The organism is Flavobacterium plurextorum, from assembly GCF_024638035.1.
GTDB classification, from domain to species: Bacteria; Bacteroidota; Bacteroidia; order Flavobacteriales; family Flavobacteriaceae; genus Flavobacterium; species Flavobacterium plurextorum.
Genome location: NZ_CP100442.1, coordinates 2,643,919 through 2,664,949 on the forward strand (window position 1 = coordinate 2,643,919; position 21,031 = coordinate 2,664,949).

At 32.6% G+C, this 21,031-nt stretch carries 11 protein-coding genes; all 11 read left to right on the plus strand.

Annotated features, from left to right (window positions below; genetic code table 11):
• Positions 1 to 224: 224 nt before the first annotated feature.
• The 11 genes from NLG42_RS11765 to secDF all read left to right on the plus strand — a co-directional run bounded on the left by NLG42_RS11765 (position 225) and on the right by secDF (position 20,971).
• Positions 225 to 3,239, plus strand: coding sequence for a tetratricopeptide repeat protein (locus NLG42_RS11765; protein ID WP_257683898.1), 3,015 nt, complete (start codon positions 225 to 227; stop codon positions 3,237 to 3,239).
• 100 nt (positions 3,240 to 3,339) lie between these two features.
• Positions 3,340 to 4,203: a PhzF family phenazine biosynthesis protein gene (locus NLG42_RS11770; protein WP_089059054.1), complete on the plus strand. Its 864-nt coding sequence runs from the start codon at positions 3,340 to 3,342 to the stop codon at positions 4,201 to 4,203.
• A 135-nt stretch (positions 4,204 to 4,338) separates the two neighbouring features.
• Entirely contained in the window at positions 4,339 to 6,090 is a 1,752-nt protein-coding gene (locus tag NLG42_RS11775; RefSeq protein WP_089059078.1) for a TonB-dependent receptor, read from the plus strand.
• 219 nt (positions 6,091 to 6,309) lie between these two features.
• On the plus strand, positions 6,310 to 6,840 hold the full coding sequence (locus NLG42_RS11780; RefSeq protein WP_257683899.1) for a GNAT family N-acetyltransferase: 531 nt from the start codon (positions 6,310 to 6,312) through the stop codon (positions 6,838 to 6,840).
• 65 nt (positions 6,841 to 6,905) lie between these two features.
• Complete coding sequence (locus NLG42_RS11785; protein WP_257683900.1) at positions 6,906 to 7,355, plus strand: hypothetical protein; 450 nt, start codon at positions 6,906 to 6,908, stop codon at positions 7,353 to 7,355.
• Between the two features lie 526 nt (positions 7,356 to 7,881).
• A complete protein-coding gene (gene asnB, locus NLG42_RS11790) occupies positions 7,882 to 9,558 on the plus strand; it encodes an asparagine synthase B (RefSeq protein WP_089059049.1) in 1,677 nt (558 codons plus the stop codon).
• A gap of 313 nt (positions 9,559 to 9,871) precedes the next feature.
• Positions 9,872 to 11,488 (plus strand): asparagine synthase B, encoded by a 1,617-nt coding sequence (asnB, locus tag NLG42_RS11795; protein ID WP_257683901.1) that lies wholly within the window; start codon positions 9,872 to 9,874, stop codon positions 11,486 to 11,488.
• A gap of 253 nt (positions 11,489 to 11,741) precedes the next feature.
• Positions 11,742 to 14,474 carry a M16 family metallopeptidase gene (locus NLG42_RS11800; RefSeq protein WP_257683902.1) on the plus strand — a complete coding sequence of 911 codons (2,733 nt, stop codon included), beginning with the start codon at positions 11,742 to 11,744 and terminating at the stop codon, positions 14,472 to 14,474.
• 307 nt (positions 14,475 to 14,781) lie between these two features.
• Positions 14,782 to 16,722, plus strand: a complete 1,941-nt coding sequence (gene gyrB, locus NLG42_RS11805; RefSeq protein WP_089059046.1) for a DNA topoisomerase (ATP-hydrolyzing) subunit B — start codon at positions 14,782 to 14,784, stop codon at positions 16,720 to 16,722.
• Between the two features lie 109 nt (positions 16,723 to 16,831).
• A complete protein-coding gene (mdh, locus tag NLG42_RS11810) occupies positions 16,832 to 17,767 on the plus strand; it encodes a malate dehydrogenase (protein ID WP_089055237.1) in 936 nt (311 codons plus the stop codon).
• Positions 17,768 to 17,995: 228 nt separating this feature from the next.
• A complete protein-coding gene (gene secDF, locus NLG42_RS11815) occupies positions 17,996 to 20,971 on the plus strand; it encodes a protein translocase subunit SecDF (protein WP_257683903.1) in 2,976 nt (991 codons plus the stop codon).
• Positions 20,972 to 21,031: the final 60 nt, after the last annotated feature.

The window sequence follows — 21,031 nt, forward strand, 5'->3', positions numbered from 1 at the left end:
ATTTTAAAGATGTTTGTTTGGGATTTTTACTACGGCAGCTTATATGATTTCTCAGCATTGGAAAAAGATTATAAAACTCTTGACTTATAATTACTTATAGGACTTATATGGTTTAAATTATGCTTTTAAACTGTAGATCTTAATTTTTTGTTCATAATAAAAGTCTGAAACGTTTCGTTATAAACGGTATAAAATGATAAATTTGAATACTAAATAAAACTAAAATGCGTAAACTTTCCTGGTTCTTTTTATTTCAAATTATCCTTATCTCGACCACGATTTCAGCACAAAAATCAGCTATTTATACTTACGATTTAAAGGATTTTGACAAAGCACTGGCTTTATATAATGATAAACAATATGCTTCGGCACAACATATTTTTCAGTATGTAAAAAATCATGCTGATACTGAAGAAGTAAAATCTGATTGTGCTTATTACATTGCTAATTGCGCTATTAGAACAAATCAGGTTAATGCCGATGAGTTAATGGCGAAGTTTGTTGACGATTATCCAACAAGTACAAAGCAAAATCAGGCTTACATTGAAGTTGCGCAATATTTCTTTGAGCAAGGAAATTATCCAAAAGCATTGCAATGGTTTGATAAAGTAGATGAAAGTTACATGAGTAAATCAGACTCAGATAAATTTAATTTCCAAAAAGGATACAGCTATTTTAATGCTAAAAAGAAAAAAGAAGCCACAACTTATTTTAATAAAGTAGTGAATTCTCCTGTGTTTGGTTCTCAGGCTAAATACTATTTAGGATTTATGGCTTATGAAGGCGACGATTACAAAGAAGCAACTAAGTATTTTGATGAAGTTTCGGGTGAAGAAAAATACAAAGAAAAGCTTTCGTATTATCAGGCCGATATGAATTTTAAACTTGGAAATTTCCAAAAAGCAATCGATTTGGGTCAAAAAGCAATGGCGAAATCAAATGCGATGGAAAAATCTGAATTGAATAAAATTATTGGCGAAAGCTATTTCAATTTAAAACAATACGATAAAGCGATTCCGTTTTTAGAACAATATGAAGGTAAAAAAGGAAAGTGGAATAATACCGATTTTTATCAGTTAGGTTATGCTTATTATGAGCAGAAAAACTACGAAAAAGCAATTTCGCAATTCAATAAAATTATCGAAGGAAAAGATTTTGTGGCTCAAAATGCTTACTATCATTTAGGTTTGAGTTATTTGAATACGGGTAAAAAACAAGAAGCGTTGAATGCATTTAAAAATGCTTCGGAAATGGATTTTAATGCGCAGATTCAGGAAGATGCAGCATTAAATTACGCTAAAGTGAGTTATGATATTGGAAATGCTTATCAAACTGTTCCTGGTGTTTTACTTGATTTCTTGAAAAAGTATCCAAATAATTCCAGCAGAGCAGAGGTAGAGAAACTTTTAGTAGATTCTTATATTTCTACAAAAAACTATAAAGAGGCTTTGACTTTATTGGAAAAAAATAGAACTGCAGAAAATAAAGCGGCTTATCAAAAAGTACTTTTTTACAGAGGTGTAGAATTGTTTAATGAATCGAATTACACTGAGGCTGCAAAAATGTTTAAAAATGCAATCAGCGAACAAAAAACGCCTGAGTTTACAGCTCGTGCTACTTTCTGGAAAGCCGAAACAGAGTATGTTGCGGATGATTTTCAAAATGCATTGTTGACTTATAAACAGTTTGCTGGACTTGCTGCGGCAAAATCTACTGCTGAATATAAAAACATCAATTATAATATTGGTTATACTTATTTTAAACTGAAAGAATACGATCAGGCGGCCAATTCATTTCAAGCTCAAATTGATAATTCAAAAGAAGATAAAGTTCGTTTAAACGATTCGTATTTACGTTTAGGAGATTCTCGTTTTGTAACTTCAAAATATGCACAGGCGAATGAAGCTTACGGAAAAGCAATTGATGCAAAAGGAGTTGATGCTGATTACGCTCAATTTCAAAAAGCACTTTCTTACGGTTTTATGTCTAAAAACGATCAGAAAATTGCTGAGTTGAATAACTTTCTTAAGATGTATAAAAAATCAGAGTATCGTGATGATGCTTTGTATGAATTAGGAAATACTTATGTGGCTGATAAAAAGAATGATCTAGCGATTAAAACTTTCGATCAGCTGATTTCAGAATATAAAAATGGTTCGTTTACTTCAAAATCGATTTTAAAACAAGGTTTGATTTATTACAATTCAGATCGTGACGAACAAGCTTTAACGAAATTTAAAAAAGTGGCAGCAGAATTTCCAAAAACACCAGAAGCGCTTGAAGCTGTTTCGACTGCGAGATTGATTTATGTTGATTCAGGAAAAGTGGACGAATATGCAACTTGGGTTCGAACATTGGATTTCGTTTCGGTTACAGATGCTGAGTTGGATAATGATACTTACGATGCCGCTTTTAAACAATACAGTCAAAGCAACAATAAAGCTGCAATTACTGGTTTTGCAGGTTATGTGAGTAAATTTCCATCAGGATTACACGCACTTGAAGCTAACTTTTATTTGGCACAGCTGACTTATGCTGAAGGTTCTGAAACAAAAGCGGCAACAAATTATCAATATGTTATTGATCAGCCAAGAAGTGAATTTACAGAACAATCGTTAAGCAGATTGGCTCAAATTTACCTAAAAGCAAAAGACTGTGATAAATCGATTCCGGTTCTAGTACGTTTAGAAAACGAAGCTGATTTTCCTCAAAATAAAAGTTTTGCACAGGCTAATTTGATGAAATGTTATTATGATAAAAAAGATTATAATAATTCAGTTATCTATGCTGATAAAGTATTACAGAATGTAAAAACGGATGCAAACGTAAAAGCTGATGCTCAAATTATAGTTGCGCGTGCGGCAATTCAGACTGGTGAGGAAGAAAAAGCTAAAACGGCTTATGCAAAACTTTCGGCAACTTCAAAAGGAGAATTAGCAGCAGAAGCTTTGTATTATGATGCTTATTTTAAAACGAAAGAAGGCAAGTTTGATGCTTCAAATGTATCTGTACAAAAATTAGCGAAGAATTATTCGGCTTATAAATATTATGGAGCGAAAGGTTTGGTTTTAATGGCTAAAAATTTCTACGGATTAAAAGACAGCTATCAGGCAACTTATATTTTGGATAACGTAATTAACAATTTTACAGATTTTCCAGATGTTGTTGAAGAGGCTAAAAAAGAGTTGAGTGCGATCAAATTGGAAGAGTCTAAAACCAATTCGTCGATTAATAAATAAGAAAAAAGAGAATAGAAACAAGAGAATAGAAGCAAGAAGAAAGATTGCTAAAGTCTTTCCTCTTTATTCTTTCCTCAATTCTCTAAAAAAAAAGAAAGAAATGAGTTTACCTTTTTATATAGTTGATGTTTTTGCAGATAAAAAATATGCTGGAAATCAGTTAGCGGTTTTTTTAGATGCAGAGAATTTAAGTAAGGAAGAAATGCAGCAGATTGCAAGAGAAATAAATTTTGCAGAAAGCACATTTGTAACCAAACTGGATAAAGAAAATAATAAAGCCGAGATAAAAATATTTACTCCGGCTCATGAAATGCAGTTTGCAGGACATCCGATAATTGGAACTTCATGGGTTTTGATGAATAAAGTATTTGATAATTCGCCAGAAAGTATAAAACTAAATGTGCCAATTGGACCTATTTCAATTCATCAATCGGAAGGTTTGATTTGGTTAAAAGCAGCACAGCCAAAATTTTGGGACATTTTTTCGAAAGAAGATTTTTCAGTATTCAGTAATTTGAAAAATCACGATTTTGAAAATCAATTTCCAATTCAGGAAGTTACAACCGGAAGTGCTTTTGTAATGGTTGGATTAAGCAGTAAAAGAGCGCTTGAAGATTTGGTTTTAGACAAAGATAAAACCGATGAATGGTTGAAGAAGAATTGTAAAACTTCACACAGAGCATTGTATTTCTATTATTTAGAAGGTTCAAAATTGTTCAGCAGAATGTTGTGTATTGAACATAACCAATTAGTTGAAGATGCAGCAACAGGAAGTGCGAGCACTTGTTTACAGGCATTTTTATTAAAATATCATAAGCCACAACTTGAAATAGTTAATTATCAAGGAGATTATATTAATCGTCCTTCAGAAATTTATTTTAAAGGAGAATTAAAGGAGAATGACTTTGATATTAAAATAGGAGGAAAAGCTCAATTTATTGCAAAAGGCGAGTGGGAAGCTTAAAAATTAAAGAATTAGAAAATTAGATAATTGTTAAGATGTAAAAAGTGAAATGTGAGAAGTGCAATGTTTCTGGAGGAGTTTTTTAGAGGTTACATTTCACATTTTACAAAAGACATTTTACAAAAAAAAAGATATATGAAAATTAATTGCCGAAATAAAATCATCGTTTTACTAGTGTTGCTTGTTGGTCAGCTTTCGTTTTCTCAAAAGAAAAATGAAAACATCGGAACTGAAACTGTAAATGTGGTAAAGCCTTATTCGCCGACAATCTCAGACGCTTTTAAAGTAAAAGAAACTCCTTCGCTGGACGATGCTGGAAATCAGCCTAAAGAAACGATAAAATATAGTATTTTATCAGTTCCTGTAGCGTCGACTTTTACACCATCAAAAGGAAAAGCTGAAGGTGTTGAAAAATCTAAAAAGGAAAGATTGTTTAATAATTATGCGACTTTAGGTGTTGGAAATTACGGAACATTAAACGCAGAGTTATTTGTAACGCAGGATTTAGGAAATAATGATTATTTAGCAGGAATGTTTCGTCATCATTCTTCGCAAGGAGGAATTAAAGATGTTAATCTGAACGATGAGTTTTATGATACGGCATTGAATGTAGGTTACGGCGTAATTAATCGTGATGTATCGTGGGGAGTTGATTTGGGTTATCAAAACCAAATTTATAACTGGTATGGTCTGCCTTCTGATTTTGGAATGACGCTTCCGCCGGCAACGCAAGAAGATTTGATTCGAGGAATTAATCCAAATCATTCTTATAATACTATTTCATTAGGAGGAAATGTAGAGTTTAGCGAAAGTATTTTTAATAAAATCGATGCGAGATTTACACATTTTTCGGATAGTTTTTCTTCTTCAGAGAATCGTTTTTATTTAAAACCGACTTTTAAAGTCGATGTTATGGATCAGGCAATCAATACCAATATTATTGTAGATCACGTTAGTGGTTCGTTTGATCATAATTATGCGTATAATAATGTTGAGCCATTAAAATATAGTTTAACAAATTTTGGAGTTGAACCTAGTTTTGTGATTCATGAAAACGAATGGACGCTAGAGTTAGGAGCGGGATTATTTTATGCTTTAGATTCAGAGAACAGCGGTAATAAGTTTTTTGTTTATCCAAAAGTAAATGCTTCATACAAATTGGTAGGCGATTTAATGATTTTTTATACAGGAGTAAACGGAAGTTTGAATCAAAACTCTTATGCTGATTTTGTTACTCAAAATCCATTTTTATCTCCAACTTTAAATATGAAACCAAGCAGTACTCAGTATAATGTTTTTGCAGGATTAAAGGGTAAACTGGCAAATAATATCAATTATAATTTAACTGCTTCTTATTTGAATGAAAAGGACAAAGCATTGTTTAAAAGCAATGATTATACAGAAGATTTTTCGAATCAGAATTATGCTTTTGGAAACTCTTTTGGGGTGATTTATGATGATGTTAGAACTTTGCGTTTCTACGGAGAATTAAAAGCTGATTTTTCTCAAAATGTTTCTTTTGGAATCAACGGAACTTTTAATAGTTATAAAACAGACGGTTTAGAAGCATGGAATTTACCTTCTATGAAATTGAGTTCAAATCTAGATGTTAATATTACTAAACAATGGTACGCAGGTCTAAATGTTTTTTATGTAGGAGAACGTAAAGACATGCAGACTAATTTGAATGTAGCAGCTCTTGGAAATCCAATTACATTAAAAAGTTATTTTGATGCTAATGCACATTTAGGATACAAATACAGTGAACGTTTGACTTTCTTTTTAAAACTGAATAATATAGGAAATCAAGCTTATGAAAGATGGTTGAATTATCCGGTACAAGGATTTCAGGTTCTAGCTGGAGGAAATTATAAATTTGATTTTTAAGGATTCTTAACCGCAATCTCGATAGCTATCGGGAGCTAAGATTTTACTTATTACTTCGTTTGAAAAACACAAAGTTCGCAAAGCTGGTTCAATACAAAGCTTTGCGAACTTTGTGTTTTATAATTCGTGAAAATTTGTGTAATTCGTGGCTGACTTTTTTTGTGACTGTATAAAACCTTTGCATCTTTGTAACGTAGAACCTTTGTAACTTTAGAAAAGATGGAAATCAAACTTAGACAAGAAAATGAAAATGATTATAAAAGTGTTTTTGAGTTAATAGAAAAGGCTTTTGAAAAGGAAGAATACAGCGATCACAAAGAGCAATTTTTGGTTGAAAGACTGCGAAAATCAGAAGCTTTCATTCCTGAGTTATCTATTGTTGCCGAAATTGAGAATAAAATCGTTGGACATATTTTATTTACAAAATTGGAGATTAAAAATGAATCTCAATCATTTCAGTCTTTAGCGCTCGCTCCGGTTTCGGTTTTGCCAGAATTTCAAGGAAAAGGAATTGGCTCAAAACTTATTTTATACGGTCATGAAACAGCAAAAAAGTTAGGATATAAGTCGGTTATTTTATTGGGACATCAAGACTATTACCCGAGATTTGGTTATGAACTTTGTGAAAAATACAATATCAAAATGCCTTTTGATGTTCCTGCTGAAAACTGTATGATAATTCCTTTGACTGAAAATGGATTATCTGGTGTCAGCGGAAATGTGATTTATCCAAGTACTTTTTTTGAATAAAAAAAATAGACAAAGAGAAAAAACCTTTGCACCTTTGCATCTCAGAACCTCAGTACCTTTAAAGAATGGAATTCAAAGAAAAAATATACAATCATTATCTACAAATGGTTCAGGATCGAATTGATGTTTTTAAAGACATGATTTCCGGATTGACAGAAGATTCTAAAAACGATGCAAAAGGATCGGCCGGCGATAAGCACGAAACGGCTTTGTCTATGATGCATATCGAACAGGAAAAATTGACCAATAAATTAAAAGAAGCAATTGCGCAGAAAGCAATTTTGGATAAAATTGATCCATCTAAAACTACCGAGAATATTATTTTAGGAAGTCTGGTAAAAGCAAATGGAATCTATTTGTACTTAAGTGTTGCGCTTCCTAAAATTACAATCGACGGTATTAATGTTATTGCACTTTCTCCGCAATCTCCGTTGGGAAATCATCTAATGGGAAATAAAGTTGGTTTTGAGTTTGAGATTAACGGTACAAAGTATCTCATTCAAGAAATTAGCTAATGGATTATCCTTATTTAATATGCAGTTTTTCTTTATTTGGAGCCTCTTTTGCTTTTTATAAACTTCATAAACTGTGGAAAAAAGATGTTTTAGAAAATAATAAACGATATAAATCTGAAGTTAATTTTAAGACGTTCAAAAATTGGACTACTATAATTACGTTTATAGTTTTAGGAATAATCTATTTTTTTAAAGCATTGCCATAACTGCAATAGTCTCCTTTCAGTCGAAATGACAATATTGAGAAAATTTCTTTGTGCTTTGGTATATTTTTAATGTTTTTTAAATATCTAAATATTTAATTCAAACATTTGTGTAAAACCTTCAATTTTACTCATGTTTTATCTCTGAAATTAAAAATTATAAGTTTAGCCCTTTTTTTGATGTTAAAATTTTACATTTTGTATGTAAAATTTGTTTTATGGTTTTAAATTGTAACTGAATTTGATATTTGTGTTTTTCAATTGTAACTGATATTGCATCTTTGCCTTATCAAATTAAAATTTAAAAATAAAAATATAAGATTATGTGTGGAATTGTATGTGCCTTTGATCTAAAACAAAAAGCCGAGACTTTAAGACCTCAAGTATTAGAAATGTCTAAAATCATTCGTCACCGCGGACCGGACTGGAGCGGAATTTACAGCAATGATAAAGCTATTCTTTCTCATGAGCGTTTGGCTATTGTAGATCCAGCTTCAGGAAAACAACCTTTATTTACAGAAGATAAAAAATTGGTTTTGGCTGCAAATGGTGAAATTTACAACCACAGAGAATTGCGTAAACAATTTGAAGGAAGATATAACTTTCAAACAGAAAGTGACTGCGAAGTGATCTTGGCTCTTTACAAAGAAAAAGGACCTCATTTTGTTGACGAAATGAACGGAATCTTCGGATTTGCTATTTATGATGTTGATAAAGATGAGTATTTTATTGCTCGTGACCATATGGGAATTATTCCTTTGTATATCGGTTGGGATCAGCACGGAACTTTTTATGTAGCTTCAGAATTAAAAGCTTTAGAAGGATACTGCACAAAAATTGAGTTGTTTCCTCCAGGGCATTATATGACAAGTAAAGACGGTGAATTTGTACAATGGTACAAAAGAGACTGGACAGAATATGATGCAGTAAAAGATAACGAGACTAGTATTCCAGAAATCAAAAAAGCATTAGAAGCTGCGGTTCATAGACAATTAATGAGTGATGTTCCTTACGGAGTTTTACTTTCGGGAGGTTTAGATTCTTCTATTACTTCGGCTGTAGCCAAAAAATTTGCGCAAAAACGTATTGAGTCAGATGATACTACAGATGCTTGGTATCCGCAATTACACTCTTTCTCGGTTGGTTTAGAAGGTTCGCCGGATTTAGCAGCAGCAAGAAAAGTGGCAGATCATATTGGAACGATTCACCACGAAATTAAATTTACAATTCAAGAAGGTTTGGATGCTGTTCGTGATGTAATTTACAACCTAGAAACTTATGATGTTACTACAGTAAGAGCTTCAACTCCGATGTGGTTAATGGCGAGAGTTATCAAATCAATGGGAATTAAAATGGTGTTGTCTGGTGAAGGTGCAGATGAGTTATTTGGAGGATATTTATATTTCCATAAAGCACCAAACGCAAGAGAATTTCACGAAGAAAACGTTCGTAAATTAGGAAAACTTCACATGTACGACTGTTTGCGTGCTAACAAAAGTTTAGCTGCATGGGGAATTGAAGGACGTGTTCCTTTCTTGGATAAAGAATTTATGGATGTTGCAATGCGCATCAACCCGCAAGATAAAATGATCAACAAAGAACATCCAATGGAAAAATGGGTTGTTCGTAAAGCTTTTGAAGATATGCTTCCAGAAAGTGTTGCATGGAGACAAAAAGAACAGTTTTCTGATGGAGTAGGATACAGCTGGATTGATACTTTGAAAGAAGTGGTTGGCAGAGAAGTTTCGGATGAGCAATTGGCAAATGCAAAATACAAATTCCCATTGCAAACGCCAACCTCAAAAGAAGAGTACTACTATCGTTCTATTTTTGCAGAGCACTTTCCAAGTGACGCAGCAGCATTATGTGTACCTCAGGAAGCAAGTGTAGCTTGTAGTACAAAAATCGCTTTAGAATGGGATGAAGCATTTAAAAACATGAACGATCCTTCTGGAAGAGCAGTTGCAAGTGTTCATGATGATGCTTATGCTAAAGCATAAAAAAGTTTATTTTAGAATTAGTATATTTTGATGAAAGACGTTCTCTAGCCGAGGACGTTTTTCTTGTCTAAGAATGTTAAATTGTTTGATTTTTAGTTTTTTAGGAGTAAAAAATGGAAAATTGATTTTGCTTTTCTTTTATATTTGATATTTATCAAAATAAAATAAAATCAACGCATTTTTTAATACTAAAAAATTAGAAAAGAAAGAATTAATATTTAGCTTTGCTTTTAATAGAAATTTTAATGATTTTTTAATGTTGGATTCAATTTGAATTTTCATTGAAGGGAATATAATAAAAAAATAGAATAGTATGTCTGGATTATTAGCCGTTATTGGCAAAGGAAAAGACCCGCAGCTTGTAAAAGAGCTTTCTAAAAGAATGTCATATCGTGGTCCCGATGAGAGTGATTTACAGATTATGGAAAATGGCAGTATACTTTGCCATGAAAGTTTATCCATTATAGATTTACAATCAGGGAAACAACCTATTCAGGGAACTAAAAAAGCCTGGATGGTTCATGATGGTGAAATTTATAATTATCAGGAATTAAAAAATACGATTTTAAAAGAGCATACATTCAGAACAAATTCAGATTCTGAGGTTATCGTGCATTTGTATGAAGAATTTGGATATGATTTTTGTAATAAGTTAGACGGAGATTTTGCTTTTGTAATTATTGATGGTGATAATTATATTGCCGGACGTGATCCAATTGGTGTTAAACCTTTGTATTATGGTTTGGATGAAAGAGGAAGAATATATTTTGCTTCAGAAATGAAATCGATAGCAGACCAATGTAAGTCGTTTTCAACATTTCCTCCTGGACATTATTATACAGCAAAAAAAGGTTTTGTAAAATATTACAATCCAGAATATGAAGATCGTGCAAAGGTTAATCAGTCTTTAAATTTAGATGTGATTCGTAAAACATTCGTAGAAGCTGTTCGTAAGCGCTTGATGGGTAATGTGCCGGTTGGTGCTATATTATCAGGAGGTTTAGATTCTTCTTTAATATCCTCTATTGCTTCGCGTTTCTTTAAAGAAGAAGGTAAAAAACTGCCAACATTTTCTATTGGTTTAGATGCTGATTCACCAGATAATAAAAAGGCTCGAAAAGCTGCTGAATTTTTAGGAACAGATCATCATGAAGTTCATTTTACTGTTGAAGAAGGTGTAGAAGCATTAGAAAAAGTGATTTATCACATTGAAACATACGATATTATTTCAGTACGTTCAGGAGTTCCAATGTACTTATTATCGAAAGCTATCAGCGAGAAAGGAATAAAAATAATATTTTCAGGAGAAGGTGCTGATGAAATTTTTGGAGGTCATTTGTATTTTAGAAATGCACCTTCGGCAGAAGAATTTCAAGATGAAACAATTGAAAGAGTTCAGAAGTTATTTACAGCTGATTTACTTCGTGCTGATAAAGCAACAATGGCAAATGGAATAGAAGCTAGAATTCCGTTTCTGGATTCCCATTTTTTAGATGCTGCAATTCGAATTAAAACGGAAGAAAAACAGCCTAAAATGTATGATGGAATTGAAAAATACATTTTGCGTAAAGCTTTTGATACACCAGAAGATCCTTATTTGCCAGAGAGTGTTTTATGGAGACAAAAAGAACAATTTTCTGATGGAGTTGGATATCGATGGGTTGATGAACTTATAGAATATTGTTCGTCTCAAGTTACAGATGAGCAATTGGCTGGTGCGGCGGGAGAATTTCCGTATAATACACCAACAACAAAAGAAGCATATTATTATAGATCAATATTTCATAAATATTATCCGCAGGTTAGTGCGGGACAAACCGTTAGAAAATGGATTCCGAAATGGCAGGATAATCTTGATCCAAGCGGAAGAGCAAATGCGGCGCACGTTGCAGATGATGCGGAAACCGTAAAATCAGGATTAGCAATCTAAAGTTGAAAATCTATGTTTCTAATTTGATTTAAAATCTTAAAATAGAATATAAAAAATCCGAAACTACCTTTTAAAGGTGAGTTTCGGATTTTTTTTGGTTTAGAATTAAGAGGTTTTACTAAGCAGTATGTTAGAAGTTTATCTAAAAAGTAAAATGCTAAAAGTAAGTTAATTTCAATTTGCCTTGGTTAGGAAAAATACTATATTTGAGTACCAAAAAAAATACTGCTTATTTAATCACTAACTATTACCTATGAGAAAATTATTACTAAGTGGAGCGTTGTATTGTGCGTTTGTCTCCATGAGTTCTGTTAATGCACAAAAGATTGAAGCACCAAAATACATCAAAAATGTTGAAGGTGTAAAAGAATATTCTTTGAATAATGGATTGAAAGTTCTTTTGATTCCAGATGCTTCACAAAGCAATATGGTTGTGAATATTGTTTATAATGTAGGATCGAGACATGAAGGTTACGGCGAAAAAGGGATGGCGCATTTATTAGAGCATATGCTTTTTAAGAGTACAAAAAATCTTGGTGATATTAAAAAAATGCTTTCTGATAAAGGAGGAAGTGCAAATGGAACTACTTGGTTAGATCGTACTAATTATTATGAAGTTTTTCCATCTACAGATGAAAACTTAAAATGGAGTGTTGAAATGGAAGCTGACAGAATGATAAATGCTACCATTTTGCAAACCGATTTAGATAAAGAATTTTCGGTAGTTCGAAACGAATTTGAAATAGGAGAGAATAATCCTGACGGGGTTTTACAGGAAAGAATTTTATCGACAGCTTATCTTTGGCATAATTACGGAAATAGTACTATTGGAAGTAAAGAAGATATAGAAAGAGTAAAAGCGAATACACTTAGAGTTTTTTATGAAAAATACTATCAGCCAGACAATGCGACTTTGATTATTGCAGGTAAATTTGATGAGCAAAAAGCATTGCAGTATATTGGGCAGTATTTTGGTGCAATTGCAAAACCTAAGCGAGTTTTAAATAAAACATATACGATTGAACCAGCGCAAGACGGTGAAAAGTACGTAGAACTTAAAAGAGCTGGTGACAGTAAAAATGTTGGAGCTTTGTATCATACAGCAGCTTATGTCGATAAAGATTATGCAGCGATTGATGCTTTAGGTGAAATTTTGACTTCAGATCCTTCAGGATATTTGTACAAAGCGTTGGTAGAAACTCAAAAAGTATCTAGTATATATTTCTGGCAGCCAACAACTAGAGATGCTAGTTTTATGTATTTTGGAGTTGCAGTTCCTAATGATAAGGATGTAGTAGCGACAAAAGATTTAGTAAGAACAGAGTTGGATAAGATAGCTTCTACAAAATACACAGATGAAGATGTAAATAGAGCTAAAGCGAAACTTATTAAGCAAATTGAAGGTGTGAAAAATAATACTATTTCATTTGCTATAAATCTTACTGAAATTATTGGTGCGGGCGATTATAGATTGGGCTTTTTGTATAGAGATGCAATCGAAAACCTGACAAAAGAGGATATTCAAAGAGTAGCAGAGAGATATTTTAGAAGTAATAATAGAACAATCGGGATATTTGTTCCATCAAAAGACGAGCAAAGAGTTAAACCTTCAGAATATACAGATGAGCAGTTAGCAGCTTTTACAAAAGACTACAAAGGAAAAGCTTTAGAGAAAGAAACGGCAGCTTTTGAAGCTTCTATAAAAAACTTAAAACAAAATTTTGTTGAAGGAAAATTAAGCAATGGAGCAAAATATGGTCTTATTAAAAAAGAAATAAAAGGCGGGAAAGTGCAAGCTAGTTTTAAGTTTCCTGTAAGTAATGAAAAAGACTTGGCAGGAAAAACAAATACTGGAGCGATCCTTGCGCAATTGCTAAAAACAGGAACTAAAACTAAAACTAAGGAGCAAATTAGTGATCGATTAGATCAGTTAAAGTCTAGTTTGAGTTTTAATTATTCTGGGCAGAATTTGACAGTAAATATCAATACATACAAAGAAAGTTTCAAGGAAGTTATGGAGATTTTGGGTGATTTATTGGTGAATTCAACTTTTCCACAAAATGAGTTAACAAAAACAATCAACGAATATAATACTTATCTAGAATCTAGTTTGAATGATCCTCAGGCTGTTGCTTTTGTTCAGGTTTCAAAACAAACGGAAGAATATGCTAAAGAAAGTATTTTTTATACATCAACAGTTCAAGAACAAATTGATGCTTATAAAAAGATAAAACAATCAGAAATCGTTGATTTTTATAATAATATCTTAGGAGGAAACAACGGATTTGGAAGTGTAGTAGGGGATTTAGATGCAAAAACTACAGGAGAAATTTTAGAGAATACATTTGGGAAATGGAATTCTAAATCAAAATATGTGATGGCACAGCCAACTTTTTTTGAAACGAAAAAGTTAGACAAAGAATTTATTACACCAGATAAAGAAAATGCTGTTGCAATGGGAAAAATAAGTTTTAAAATGAACTTAAAAAGTCCTGATTATCCGGCATTTGTTATGGCGAATGAAATGTTAGGAAGCGGAGGTTTTTTAACAGCCAGAATTCCGATGAGATTAAGAGAGAAAGAAGGAATTAGTTATGGAGCGGGATCGTTCATAAATGTACCAGTTACAAACGATGTTGCATATTGGTTGTATTATGCTTTTTTAAATCCAACGAAAAAGAATGCAGTTGAAACTGCAGCTAAAGAAGAAATTTCAAAAGCACTAAAAGATGGTTTTACTGCTGAAGAATTAAAATCAAATTTAACAAGCTGGCTTAATGAAAGAAAAACCAGATTAGGAAATGATGGTACTTTGATTGCTTTAACAAATTCTTATCTTCAATACGGAACTCCGCTTGAGGATTATGATACGCTTGAAAGTAAAGTAAAAGCGTTGAAAATTGAAGAAATTAATGCTGTTTTGAAAAAGTATATAAGCTTGGATAAAATGACTTCTATTTATGCTGGAGATTTTAACAAAAAATAATAAAGGTTAAAATTCCCAACTTTATAAAATCCGAAATAACATTAAATTGTTATTTCGGATTTTGCTTTTATGTTGTTTTCCGTTTTGAGATTTGGAATTTAAAATATTCGTGTTTGAAAAAAATGAAGATATTTTTGGTTTTATTTTTTTAAGAGGCTATTTTTTGGAATTTAGAGGTTATTTTTTGATTTTTTAAACAATTGTGTTGATAACTTAAGTGCTTTAAGTCGGAATTTTATGGGTATATAGTCCGCGTTTTTATATATTTGCGTGTTAGACAATAAATACATTTTTTAGAATAAATTATATGAGCGAAGAAATCAAGAAGAACAATTATTCAGCAGATAGTATTCAGGCATTAGAAGGAATGGAGCACGTAAGAATGCGTCCATCGATGTATATTGGAGATGTAGGGGTTCGAGGGCTGCACCATTTGGTTTATGAAGTTGTCGATAACTCAATTGATGAGGCAATGGGAGGACATTGTGATACGATTAGTGTTGCAATAAACGAAGACGGCTCTGTAACAGTTGAAGATAACGGACGTGGTATTCCTGTTGATTTACATAAAAAAGAAGGAGTTTCTGCACTAGAGGTTGTAATGACTAAAATTGGTGCCGGAGGTAAATTTGATAAAGATTCTTATAAGGTTTCTGGAGGTCTTCACGGTGTGGGGGTTTCTGTAGTAAACGCACTTTCGGTTCATATGAAATCGACAGTTTTTAGAGAAGGTAAAATTTACGAGCAAGAATACGAAAGAGGAAAATCTTTATATCCAGTTAAACAAATAGGAGAGACTGAAAAAAGAGGTACACGTCAGACTTTTTACCCTGATAATACCATTTTTACGCAAACTACAGAGTTCTCTTATGATACTTTATCAGCTCGTATGCGTGAGCTTTCTTTCTTGAATAAAGGAATTACAATTACGTTTACAGACAAAAGAGAAGTAGATGAGAAAGGCGAATTTAAAAGTGAAGTATTTCATTCAACAGAAGGTCTTAAAGAGTACATTCGTTATTTAGATGGTAATCGTGAGCCAATTATTTCTCACGTAATCAGCATGGACCACGACAAAGGTGAAATCCCTGTTGAGGTTGCCTTGATTTATAATACAAGTTATACGGAGAATATTTTTTCTTACGTAAATAATATTAATACACACGAAGGAGGAACTCACCTGCAAGGTTTTAGAAGTGGTTTAACAAGAACCCTTAAAAAATATGCAGATGCTTCTGGAATGTTGGATAAATTAAAATTCGAAATTGCGGGAGATGACTTCCGTGAAGGATTAACAGCTATTATTTCGGTAAAAGTTGCTGAGCCTCAATTTGAAGGACAAACAAAAACAAAACTAGGAAACAGAGAGGTAGTTTCTCCAGTTTCTCAAGCTGTTGGAGAAATGTTAGAAAATTATTTGGAGGAAAATCCAAATGATGCAAAAATAATTATCCAAAAAGTAATTTTAGCGGCTCAGGCGCGTCACGCAGCAAAAAAAGCGCGTGAAATGGTACAGCGTAAAACTGTAATGGGCGGCGGTGGATTGCCAGGAAAATTATCTGACTGTTCAGAACAAGATCCAGCAAGATGTGAGGTTTATCTAGTCGAGGGAGATTCGGCTGGTGGAACAGCAAAACAAGGACGTGATCGTAACTTTCAAGCGATTTTACCATTACGTGGTAAAATCTTGAATGTTGAAAAAGCGATGCATCATAAAGTATTTGAAAACGAAGAGATTCGTAATATTTTTACAGCTTTAGGGGTTACAGTTGGAACTGCAGAAGACAGTAAAGCATTAAATCTTGAAAAACTAAGATACCACAAAGTAATCATCATGTGTGATGCCGATGTCGATGGTAGTCACATTTCTACCTTAATATTAACATTCTTCTTCCGTTTTATGAAAGAGCTTATTGAAGAAGGACACGTTTATATTGCTGCACCACCTTTATACTTAGTTAAAAAAGGACAAAAGAAAGAATATGCTTGGAATGATGTTCAACGTGATCAAGCTAACGAAAGAATGGGAGGAAGTGCTGCTATTCAACGTTATAAAGGTCTTGGAGAGATGAACGCGGAGCAGTTATGGGAAACAACCATGGATCCAAGCTTTAGAACACTGCGTCAAGTAACTATCGATAGTTTAGCTGAAGCTGATCGAGTTTTCTCAATGTTAATGGGGGATGAAGTACCGCCGCGTAGAGAATTTATCGAGAAAAATGCAGTTTACGCAAATATTGATGCATAATAAAACAGAATAGAACCTTCAATTCGTTTAATTGTTTAAATTTACTTAAACGATTAAACGAATTGTTGATTTATAAATAAACAGATTAATAACCGATAAAGTAAAAAATATGAAAGTTACTATTGTAGGAGCAGGAAATGTTGGAGCTACATGTGCAGATGTTATCTCGTATAGAGGAATTGCAAGTGAAGTAGTATTGTTGGATATTAAAGAAGGTTTTGCTGAGGGTAAGGCTTTGGATATTATGCAATGCGCCACCAATACTGGTTTTAATACCAAAGTATCAGGTGTAACCAACGACTATTCTAAAACTGCAGGAAGTGATGTAGTTGTAATTACATCAGGGATTCCAAGAAAACCAGGAATGACCAGAGAAGAATTAATAGGTATAAACGCTGGAATTGTAAAAACTGTTGCAGAAAATGTATTGAAACATTCTCCAAATACTATAATTGTTGTAGTTTCAAATCCAATGGACACTATGACTTATTTAGCTTTAAAAGCAACAGGTTTACCAAAAAATAGAATTATAGGTATGGGAGGTGCGTTAGATAGTTCTCGTTTTAGAACTTATCTTTCTCTTGCTTTAGACAAGCCTGCAAATGATGTTTCTGCTATGGTGATTGGCGGACACGGTGATACTACGATGATTCCATTAACACGTTTAGCGTCTTATAATGGAATTCCAGTTTCACAATTTCTTTCTGAAGAAGTATTACAAAAAGTTGCGGCCGATACAATGGTTGGAGGTGCAACGCTTACAGGACTTTTAGGAACATCTGCTTGGTATGCGCCGGGAGCTTCTGTGGCATATTTAGTGGATAGTATTTTAAATGATCAGAAAAAAATGATTGCTTGTTCTGTCTTTGTAGAAGGCGAGTATGGGCAAAATGACATTTGTATAGGAGTTCCGTGTATAATTGGTAAAAATGGAGTTGAAGAGATCGTAGATATTAAATTAAACGATCAGGAGAAAGCTTTGTTTGCCAAAAGTGCAGATGCAGTTCGTAGCATGAATGATGCTTTAAAGTCGATTTTAGTATAAAGAATTTGATAAAAAAAGGAAAAGGCTGCACTTTTGCAGTCTTTTTTTTGAGATTAATTAATAAATAAATTGCTTAATCATTTCGAGAATTATATATTTGCTCGGTTTAAAAAAAATGTTGTAATTCGTGATCTCGATTTTTTAGTTTTAAAATCTCATGTCAGGGCTTATTTTTAGGGAATTTAGAACCAAAAACAAACAATAAAACATAATTAATTTTTAGTAATAATGCAGAATAAAGGACTTATTAAATTTTTCGCAATTCTATTTGCATTGGTAAGTATTTACCAACTATCATTCACTTTTGTGGCAAATAATGTCAAAAGTGAAGCTAAAGCTTTTGCAGGAGATAATCCTGATAAAGAGCTAAAATATTTAGATTCTATTGGTAAAGAAAAAGTTTTCAATCTTGGGTTTACGGATTTTACTTATAACGAAGTAAAAAACAAACAACTTAATAAAGGTCTTGACTTAGAAGGAGGAATCAACGTGATTCTTCAAATTTCTATTAAAGATGTTTTAAAAGGATTAGCAAACAACTCTAAAAATCCAGTATTTAATAAATCTTTAGCAGATGCAAGTGCAAATGTAGAAGGAAATAAGACCTATTTAAATAAATTTTTTGAAGCTTTTGAAGCAAATTCAAATGGAACTGTAAAGTTAGCTTCACCTGATATTTTTGCAAACAGAAGTTTACAAGGTGACGGTGGTGTTGATTTTCAAATGACAGATGCTCAAGTTCAAAAAGTAATCAAAAGAAAAGTTGATGAGTCTGTTGAAAGTGCTTATAAAGTATTAAGAGAGCGTATCGACAAATTTGGTGTAACACAACCAAACATTCAAAAATTAGGAGAAACAGGAAGAATCTTAGTAGAGCTTCCAGGTGCTAAAGATGTTGATAGAATTAAAAAATTATTAGGTGGAAAAGCTCAATTAGAGTTTTGGGAAACTTACAAAATTGAAGAAGTTGGTAACTTCTTAATTGCAGCAAACGAAGCTTTAAAAAAGACTGAAGTTAAGAAAGCAGAAACTAAAACTGTTGTTAAAGATTCATTGAATGCTTTATTAACTGATAATTCTAAAGATTCACTTGATACTAAAAAAGGAAACAATCCTTTATTTGATAAAATGATTGTTCAAGGTGGCGGTCCAGTTTTAGGATATTTTGCTACTAAAGATACTGCTGCAATCAACGGTTATTTTAAAAGACCAGAAATTAGAGTTTTATTGGCTGCTGACCAACACAATGCAAAATTTGTTTGGAGCAAACCAACTACTATAAAAGATGCAAAAGCAAAAGATGTTGAAGCTGTAGAATTATATGCTTTAAAAGGAAACAGAGATAACGTTCCTGCTATGAGCGGTGGTGTTGTAACTGATGCAAAAGATACTTTTGACCAAATGGGTAAACCAGCTGTTTCTATGCAAATGAACAGTCAAGGTGCTAAAGTTTGGGAAGAACTAACAGGAAGAGCTTTTTCTCAAAAAGGTTATATTGCTATTGTTTTAGATAATATTGTTTATTCAGCTCCTGGTGTTACAAGTGGACCAATTGCTGGTGGAAGATCTGAAATTACAGGTTCTTTTGATGTTGCTGAAACTAAAGATTTAGCAAACGTTTTAAATGCTGGTAAATTACCTGCATCTGCAGATATTGTACAATCTACAGTTGTTGGACCATCTTTAGGTCAAGCTGCGATTGATGCTGGAACAATTTCAGCTGTATTGGGATTTTTATTAGTTTGTGTTTGGATGGTATTCTATTACGGTAAAGCGGGCTGGTATGCTAACTTAGCTTTATTATTGAACTTATTATTCTTATTCGGAATTATGGCAAGTTTTGGTTTTGTACTTACATTACCAGGTATTGCAGGTATCGTATTAACATTAGGTACGGCAGTAGATGCTAACATTATTATATTCGAAAGAGCAAAAGAAGAATTACGTGATGGTAAATCATTGTCTGAAGCAATAGTTGCTTCTTACGGATGGCACGGAGCAATGCGTTCTATTATTGATGCGAACGTTACACACGTTTTAACTGGAGCAATCTTGTTTATCTTTGGTACAGGACCAATTAAAGGTTTCGCTTTAACATTACTTATTGGTATCGTAACATCATTGTTTACATCAATCTTTATTGCAAGAATTTTTATTGACAAAAATATTGCAGGAAAAGCTGATTTAACTTTCTGTACAAATATTACTAAAAACTGGTTTACTAATTTCCACTTTGACTTTATTAAAGTTAAAAAATTCACTTACATTTTCTCTTCAATTGTTGTAATTGTAAGTTTGACTTCTATTTTCTTCGTTAACGGATTAGATGAAGGTGTTGATTTTGTTGGAGGAAGAACATTCCAAGTTAAGTTTGAAAAACCAATCGATGCAACAGTAGTTTCAGATGAGTTATCTGCAGCTTTTGGAACTCCGGTTGAGGCAAAAATTTTAGGAGATGATGATCAATTGAAAATCACTACTAAATATAAAATTAAAGAAGATGGTGTAGCTATTGATGAAGAAGTAAATCAAAAATTATATGCTGCATTACAAAAGTATTACCCAAATACTTCTTACGATAAATTCATCAACTCTTTTGATGGTAAGAAAGTTGGAGTTTTACAAGCTTCTAAAGTTGGAGCATCTATCTCTGAAGATATTAAAACAAATTCATACTGGGCAGTTCTTGGTGCGATGGCAGTTATCTTCTTATACTTAATGGTTTCTTTCCGTAAATGGCAGTATTCATTAGGTGCGATTGCAGCTGTAGCGCATGACGTAATCTTTGTATTAGGAGTTTACTCTTTATGTTACAAATTCATGCCTTTCCACATGGAAATGGATCAGCACTTTATTGCTGCGATTCTTACAGTAATTGGTTACTCAATGAATGATACTGTAATTGTATTTGATAGAGTTAGAGAGTTCATCATCGGAAACCGTAAAGGTAGCTTCGAAGATATTGTAAACGCTTCTATTAATACTACGTTATCAAGAACATTGAATACTTCATTAATGATGATCATTGTGTTATTAACGATGTTTATTTTTGGTGGAGAATCTATTAGAGGATTTATCTTTGCAATGTTAATAGGTATTATTGTAGGAACATATTCATCATTATTTATCGCAACACCAGTATTGGTTGATACGATTTCAAGTGATGAGAAACACACAATCGAAGACAAGCATAACAAAGCATAATTAATTGCTTAAATTATATTAGAAAAGATCCAGTGAAAGCTGGATCTTTTTTTTTTTGTG